At 56.7% G+C, this 813-nt stretch carries 1 protein-coding gene; it reads left to right on the plus strand.

Annotated elements, in window-relative coordinates:
* Nucleotides 1-813 (plus strand): VCBS domain-containing protein (locus F0249_RS20060; protein WP_216599679.1); only part of this gene is annotated, 813 nt, incomplete at both ends.

The following is an 813-nucleotide window of genomic DNA, read 5'->3' on the forward strand; positions in this document are numbered from 1 at the left end:
GCCGATGGCGACTGGACCTACACGGTCGACAACAACGCGGTGCAATATTTAGACGAAGGTGAAAGCGTCACCGAAATTTACACCGTCAGTGCCACCGATGGGACTGAGCACGTGGTCACCATCACCATTAACGGCGCAGAAGATCCGTCCGACATCACTGTGGGTGAAGGGGACAGCGATGAAGGCAGCGTCACCGAAGACGTGGACGTGACACTGGCCGACACCTTGGTCAGTGAAGGCAGCTTAACCATCACCGATGTGGACGCCAATGACAACCCTGAGTTCAACCCGAACGGGGTGTTCACACCGATAGGCTCGACCAATGCCGCCGCGCTCGGCAGCTTAGTGATTGACGCTGATGGCGACTGGACCTACACGGTCGACAACAACGCAGTGCAATATCTGGACGAGGGCGAAAGTGTCACCGAAATTTACACCGTCAGTGCCACCGATGGGACCGAGCATGTAGTCACCATCACCATTAACGGCGCAGAAGATCCGTCGGAGATCACTGTGGGCGAAGGCGACAGCGATGAAGGCAGCGTCACCGAAGACGTGGACGTGACACTGGCCGACACCTTGGTCAGCGAAGGCAGCTTGACTATCACTGACGTGGACGCCAATGACAATCCGGAATTCAACCCGAACGGGGTGTTCACACCGACAGGCTCGACCAATGCAGCGGCGCTCGGCAGTTTAGTCATTGACACCGATGGCGACTGGACCTACACGGTCGACAACAACGCGGTGCAATATTTAGACGAAGGTGAAAGCGTCACCGAAATTTACACCGTCAGTGCCACCGATGGGACC

The organism is Vibrio sp. 03-59-1 (genome assembly GCF_013114135.1).
Lineage (GTDB): Bacteria > Pseudomonadota > Gammaproteobacteria > Enterobacterales > Vibrionaceae > Vibrio > Vibrio cortegadensis.